Raw genomic sequence first — 6,848 nt, forward strand, 5'->3', positions numbered from 1 at the left:
ACAAGAAAAATTTATGCCATGGCGGGGTTCAGCGCTTGGCAGTGGGACTGTCCCGCACTTATTTTTGAAAATCTCATGGCTGTAACTTATTCATCAGAAAAATAAGTGCGGGACTGTCCCAATTGGGATAAGAGCACTGCTTTATCTTGGGTTGCGGGCACAGCCCGCGTTAGGCGCTTTCATCCATGGTTTGTCAACGCTAATAGGGAAATATTTATGTGTAATAGTTATGGACAAAGTGCAGAATTTTGGGGCAAGATGGATCTGTAAGGTCTGAAATGAGGTAGTCTCCACTTCAGGCAGGACAAGACTCATGCACGGTATCTGTCAGCGCTTTTAATGAAAGCAGCAGACAGACACTCCGGGACCTACTTGAGCATCATTTTTTTGCTCAGAACGACTCATTTTTTCGGACAAACGGGTCCCGAAAGAGTCTGTCCCCGTGCCATATGCAAAGCGCTGAACAGATACCCGATCAGAAATCAACCCGCTTTTTTTCTCTCAGTGAACTTTTATTCTTTTCGGAGTTGATGATGTCCCGACCTTCCATGAAAATAAACATTCCGGCCCGACTGGCTTTCATGATATTCATGACATTCTCATGAACGCCCACACAGGCATCTTTACTTCCACACCCTGATTCCGGAGCAGGATCAAGAAGCTGAAGATGCCCTATCAGCAGCCCTTGATTTGGATAGCCCTGTCAACACGTTGGAAAATCAAGTTCTTGCGCCTGACAGATCGATTCAATGGCAACGCTTGACAGAGATAACGCTTAGGTCTTCGCGGGTATGAGCGGCTTGATCACGGCAAAAAAACATCGTTCCCCTCCATGACCTCGGCGGACGGGGAGCGGGAATCCGGAGCCATAATAAGGCTCACACTGGATGTGTGATGTAGAATGGTTGCCAAGAATTCAACATGGTTCAATATGGACCAGAAGGAGGATGACATGCCCGGCACATACTGATTTGTTAGGAAAGCGGCGGGAGTTTTTCTTTGGTTGTGTAAAATTAATCCTGACTGACATCCTGTTCTAGGAGGAATGACAATGAACACTCTGTTAAAAGCATCCTGCATGGCGGGATTCGTGGTTCTTCTTTTTGCTGCCGCGGCCTGGGCCAGCGGACCGGTAGACATAGACAAGGAGAAGGCCTTTGTCGTGGACAAGGTCAATGCGGCAGCCGCATTAATCACTACAGAAGGTCTCGACGCGGGGATCGAGGTGGTCAATGACCCGGAAAGCGAGTTCATGTGGGGCAGTGACTATGTCTACCTCATGGATCTTGAAGCCAATATTCTGGCGCATCCCACCCAGCCGGGCCTCATCGGGCAGAACCTGCTTGGTCTGCGTTGCCCGGTGGAGGACACACCGTTTTTTGTGCCGATGTTTGAAAATGTCAAAGCTGACGAGGATGCCACCGGATGGATTGAGTATTACTGGACCAAGCCTGATGGGAAAGGCGGTTTTTTCCTGGACGACGAGGGCAACCGCAAGCCTTTCAAGAAAATCGTCTATTACAAGCGCCAGGGTGATGTCGTCATTAATGCTGGTTTTTACGCGGAATAACGTGAGATGGCGGCTGCCGGTCACTGAAACCCATAGTCCCGGCGGCCGCTTATGGAACAAGCCAGATGGTTTGTTGATTCACCTTGAAAACATGTTCAATTCAACCACGGCATTCATAAAAGAGTATGCAAAAATCTGACACCGTAGAGCCCCTCGACTTTCAAAGATTCCGGTCTTGCCGTTTTCTTCGCCACATGATGACCTTGGGCGACGCAGCCATTATTGTTTAAGAGTAACCAGGGAGAAGCCATGACCAAGATATACAGACTGTTTGGAGGCATGAGCATCAGAGTTCAGATTTTGCTTTTACCCCTGCTGGGTGTTCTTCTTCTGCTGACGGTCGCCCTTGTCGGGCACACTATGTATGTGCGCGGGGAGCGTTCCGCGGAACTGTCTCAATCCGGGAATGAAATGTTGTTGGAAATGCAGCGGATTCTATTGCTGGAGCATGATTTTATCCGAACCGGGAACCAGAGTCTTCAAGATCGGATCAGTACTCAGTTGCGGGAATACAACATACGATTCGACCGTGCGCTGGAATTGGCCCACGAAGAAGATATGCGTACCCTGATCGAGGGGATCAGGACCGAAACAATAGCCCATCAGACCATTTTCCAGCGTTTAAGTGACCAGGTAACCTTGCTGCGCAATGAAGTAGAAAAACTGGATAACAGTTTCGCCATCGTGGACAGGCACCTTTTTGGTACCCGCGAAGCACCTGGAATAGTCCAGCTCATCCGCAACCGCGAGGCCAGCCTGAGGATGGAACTGGCTGATTTGCCCTCTGATTACGTCAATACACGCGAACTTGTTTATCAGCTCAACACCCATCTGCAGGGCATGCAGCTCTATGCCCGGCAACTGATTCTGACCGGCGACGGCGACGCCTTCACCCGCAACCGGATCGGACAACTGCAGGAACACGAGATATTCATGCGCAATGTCCGAGTGCCCATCACCCGTCTCAGCCAGACTTTCCAGGATCACTGGAAGGCTGCTGAAACTGAAATCGAGCGCATCAGCAATCAGCTGGGACAGGGCGTCGATACGGCCGACACCGGACAACCGGAGCAGAAGTCTTTGGGGAGTCTCTTTGCCGCCTGGCAGCGACAAAAAGAGGAACTCGCGGCCCTGGAGGGCAGTGTCGAAAGAATTCAGTCTTTAACCCAGGATATGATCAATACGAGCAACTCCGCCGCCGTTGCCGCCCGGGCCTTGAATAATCAAGTCATCTGGGCCTCAGTGTTTGTAGCGGCCCTGGCGCTTTTTCTCGTCGGTTTTTTTCTCGCCCGGAGCATCACCCGTCCCGTGAACATGCTGGTCCGTTACTCGGAAGAAGTCTCCCAGGGAAATCTTGATGCCAACTTGTCAGGCAGGTTTGCCGCGGAAACCGATCGCTTGAAGAACTCTATCCGGAAAATGGTCGATGAACTGAAACAGACCATTGCCCGGGCCGAGTCCAAAAGCCGCGAGGCCGAACTGGAAACCCAAAAGGCCTGCCAGGCGACGGAAGAGGCCAGACAAGCCCAGATCAAGGCGGAAAACGCCAGGCGCGACGGAATGATCCAGGCCGCGGCCAGCCTGGAATCCGTGGTGGAACGGATGACCTCGGCCTCTGAAGAGCTGTCCGCCCAGGTGGAAGAGGCCAGCCGGGGCGCGGAGGAGCAGAAGAGCCGCACCGGCGAGACGGCCACGGCCATGGAGGAGATGAACGCCACGGTGCTGGAAGTGGCCAGGAACGCTTCTCAAGCAGCCGAAGGTTCGGACAAGGCCATGGCAAAAGCCCAGGACGGCTCGCATGTAGTTGAACAGGCGGTTACGGCCATCAACGAGGTGCAAAACAAGGCCCAGGGAATGGCGGACAACATGGACAAACTCGGCCGGCAGGCCGAGCAGATCGGCAAAATCATAAACGTCATCGAGGACATCGCCGATCAGACTAACTTGCTGGCCCTGAACGCGGCCATTGAAGCTGCCCGGGCCGGAGAGGCCGGACGCGGCTTTGCTGTAGTGGCCGACGAGGTGCGCAAGCTGGCGGAAAAGACCATGAGCGCTACCAAGGAAGTGGGTGAAGCCATCTCAAATATCCAGGAAGGCACCCGGAGCAACCTCCAGGGCATGGAGCAGGCTGGAACAGCAGTTTCTTATGCAACCAAGCTGGTCCATCAGTCCGGCGTTGTTCTGCAGGAGATAGTAGCCCTTGTGGAAAATGCGGCGGACCAGGTCCGGTCCATTGCCGCAGCCGCAGAAGAACAGTCCTCGTCCAGCGAGGAGATCAATCGCAGCGTGGAAGACATCAACCGCATTTCCGGGCAGACCAGCGAGGTCATGGATCAGTCGGCCAAGGACATATCAGAATTAGCCAGGCAGGCCATGGAACTCCAGGATCTGGTACATCAGCTTAAGCAGGGCTGATGCTTTGATGTTGCGCGGCAAATGATTATTGCAGCGATCTATCTGTCACAAAAAACAAGAACCACGCGAAGCGCGTGGCAGGCCTTAGGCGCTTAATTGATATTTTAAACCAACATGTTGGTCGTTACAATCGGTTCCTGGTTCTTCGTTCCGGGTTACCTCTCGTTCCCAGGCTCCAGCCTGGGAACGCTTAGTTCTTGCGGCATCAGCCGCTTCTTAAAAAATGTGGCTGGAGCCACAAAAAAGCGATGTCCCCAGGCTGGAGCCTGGGAACAAGAAAAAAATCCTGTCTTCCTTGGCGACTTTTGCGCCTTTGCGTGAGAATATGTTATTTATCGCTCCCACGCTCTGCGTGGGAGCGTAGCCCGACCGCTCCTGCGGTCATTGTGGACGCGGAGTATAAGTGCGGGACTGTCCCCGGGCCGGTATCCGCCCCCTCAATGGTTGGTCTACATGGAACCGTAGTCAGCCCTGAACCTGTTGACGGATTTCCTCCACAATTTCCGGGTTGGCCAGCGTACTTACATCCCCGATATCCCGACGATTGGAGATAGAAGCCAGAACCCTGCGCATTATTTTGCCGGAGCGCGTTTTGGGCATATCCGGAACAATATATACATGAGCAGGCCTGGCTATCTTGCCCAGCACATCGGCAACAGTGGATATGACCTTTTTCTCCAGTTCATCGCTGGGATCAATTCCCGGCTTCAGGGAAACATACAGATCCGGCACCATGCCCTTGATTTCATCAGGCATGGCCACAACAGCCGCCTCTGCCACACCATCAGCAGACAGAGCAGCGGACTCGATTTCCTTGGTTCCCAGCCTGTGCCCGGAAACATTGATTACATCGTCTATCCTGCCCAGGATACGGACATAACCGTCAGATTCCAGGACCGCCGCATCCCCGGCCATGTACGGCCAGTCCCTCCAGTCCCTGCTTTTGGGGTCCCTGTTGTATTTGCCGTAATAGCTTCTGATATAGCGCTCCCTGTCTTTCCAGATGCTCTGGAAGGCTCCCGGCCAGGGGTTACGGATGCACAGGTTGCCAGCCTTGCCCTCGCCAGGCTTAAGTTCGTTGCCCTCGTCGTCATAGATCACCGGGTGAATCCCCGGGAGCCCCGGACCTGCGCTGCCCGGCTTCATGGGATCTATTGCAGGCATGGTGCTGCAGAGAAAACCTCCGGTTTCGGTCTGCCACCAGGTGTCCACTATCACCGCCCTGCCCTTGCCCACTACCTCATAATACCAGCGCCACACGTCCGGCTCTATGGGTTCGCCCACAGAGGTCATGTGCTTGAAATGATAATTGTACCTGGCTGGTTCGTCTCCGCCAACCTTGCGCAGGGCCCTGACAGCAGTGGGGGAAGTATGGAAGATGTTTACGTCCAGTTCCTGTGCGATCCTCCAGCATCGGCCTGCATCCGGATAGGTGGGAACTCCTTCGTAGATGACTGTGCTGGCTCCCAGGGACAGAGGCCCATAAACAATGAAGGAATGCCCGGTGATCCAGCCGATGTCCGCCAGGCACCAGTAAACGTCCTCGGGGTGGATATCCTGCACGTACTTGGACATCCAGGTCACATAGGAAAGATATCCGCCGGTACTGTGCTGGCAACCCTTGGGTCGGCCTGTGGATCCGCTGGTATACATGAGAAACAGAATGTCTTCTGCAGGCATGGATACTGGTTTGATGGTCGCGTTCCTGTGCTGCCTGACCAGTTCATCCAGAAAAAAATCCCGGTTTTCCACCATTGGTTCAGATGATGAGTATCTGCCAGGATAGCGACACCAGACAAGTACTTTGCTTACTTTCTGGCCGGCGTTTTCGGCGGCTTGTACAGCCTGGTCCGCATTGACCTTGTGGTTCAGAAGCCTGCCGCCTCTATAGTAGGCATCCATGGTGATAAGGATATTGCTTTCAGAGTCGTGCATCCGATCCCCACAGGCCTTGCCGCTGAATCCGGCAAATACCTGGCAGTGGATTATACCCAGGCGCGCGCAGGCCAGCATGGTAACTGGCAGTTCCGGAGTCATGGGCAGGTACAGGGTGACCCTGTCTCCAGCCTGCAAACCGCAGAAATCCTGAAGCACGGCTGCGGTCTCGTTCACCCGGCGATAAAGCTCCTGGTAGGTCATATGTTCGACGGGCTCTTCTTCAAGTTCGGGTACAAAATGAATGGCGGTCTTATTCTTGTGTTTCTGCAGATGTCTGTCCACGCAATTATACGAGGCATTGAGCCTGCCGCCTACAAACCATTTCCAGCAGGGAGCGTCACTGGTATCCAGGGTGGTATGCCAGTACCGGTCCCAGTGCAAAAGGTCAGCAAACTCCTTATAACACTCTGGAAACCTGTCCAGGCTGAAACGCTGGTATATTCCAGGATCAGTGCAGTTGGCCTGCCCGATAAATTCCGGGCCAGGGTAATAGTATTGCTCTTCCTGCCAATGGACTGCATAGTGGGTACTGGCCCCATGTTTATTCTTTGACATTTCCCCCTCCTTTATATGAAAAGGTTTATAACACTACAGCGAAACTTTAAAAATTTGATTACCTGTCTCAATTGGAGACAGGCACTTTTGCCGGATGATAACATGCAATTGCTCCAAAAATCCAGCGGAAAAAAAGCCGCTCCACGGAGCTTAGGCAGTAAGTAGAAATAATCTTTACAATAGTATTGACTTCTCGTTTTGTGCAGACGCCGATGGCATAGAAACTCTTCTCTTATCGTTCCCACGCTCTGCGTGGAAACGTTTTTCGATCCAGCACTCACTTTTGACAATGGAGAAGTACCAGGTAAATAATAGTATTCAAAAGTGAGTGCTGGATCATTTTGGACGCGGAGCGTCCGAAGAATGTTCC

3 protein-coding genes are annotated in these 6,848 nt (G+C 52.9%); 2 read left to right on the top strand and 1 reads right to left on the bottom strand.

All coding sequences use genetic code 11. From position 1 onward, the window contains the following. The first annotated feature begins 1,051 nt into the window (after positions 1-1,051). Positions 1,052-1,570 (top strand): cache domain-containing protein, encoded by a 519-nt coding sequence (locus QZP87_RS07885; protein WP_291322373.1) that lies wholly within the window; start codon positions 1,052-1,054, stop codon positions 1,568-1,570. A gap of 249 nt (positions 1,571-1,819) precedes the next feature. Further along, entirely contained in the window at positions 1,820-3,985 is a 2,166-nt protein-coding gene (locus QZP87_RS07890) for a HAMP domain-containing methyl-accepting chemotaxis protein (RefSeq protein WP_291322374.1), read from the top strand. 465 nt (positions 3,986-4,450) lie between these two features. Here QZP87_RS07890 and acs read toward each other — a convergent pair whose 3' ends face one another. Next, the gene (gene acs, locus QZP87_RS07895; RefSeq protein ID WP_291322375.1) at positions 4,451-6,478 is read right to left on the bottom strand and encodes an acetate--CoA ligase; all 2,028 of its coding nucleotides are present in this window, start codon (positions 6,476-6,478) and stop codon (positions 4,451-4,453) included. Positions 6,479-6,848: the final 370 nt, after the last annotated feature.

The organism is Desulfonatronospira sp., assembly GCA_003563255.1.
Classification (GTDB): Bacteria; Desulfobacterota; Desulfovibrionia; order Desulfovibrionales; family Desulfonatronovibrionaceae; genus Desulfonatronospira.

What these genes read in the sequence shown, in the direction of transcription:
- QZP87_RS07890 (WP_291322374.1), top strand. Translation starts at nt 1,820, where the DNA reads ATGACCAAGATATACAGACTGTTTGGAGGCATGAGCATCAGAGTTCAG.
- QZP87_RS07885 (WP_291322373.1), top strand. Translation starts at nt 1,052, where the DNA reads ATGAACACTCTGTTAAAAGCATCCTGCATGGCGGGATTCGTGGTTCTT.
- acs (WP_291322375.1), bottom strand. Translation starts at nt 6,478, where the DNA reads ATGTCAAAGAATAAACATGGGGCCAGTACCCACTATGCAGTCCATTGG.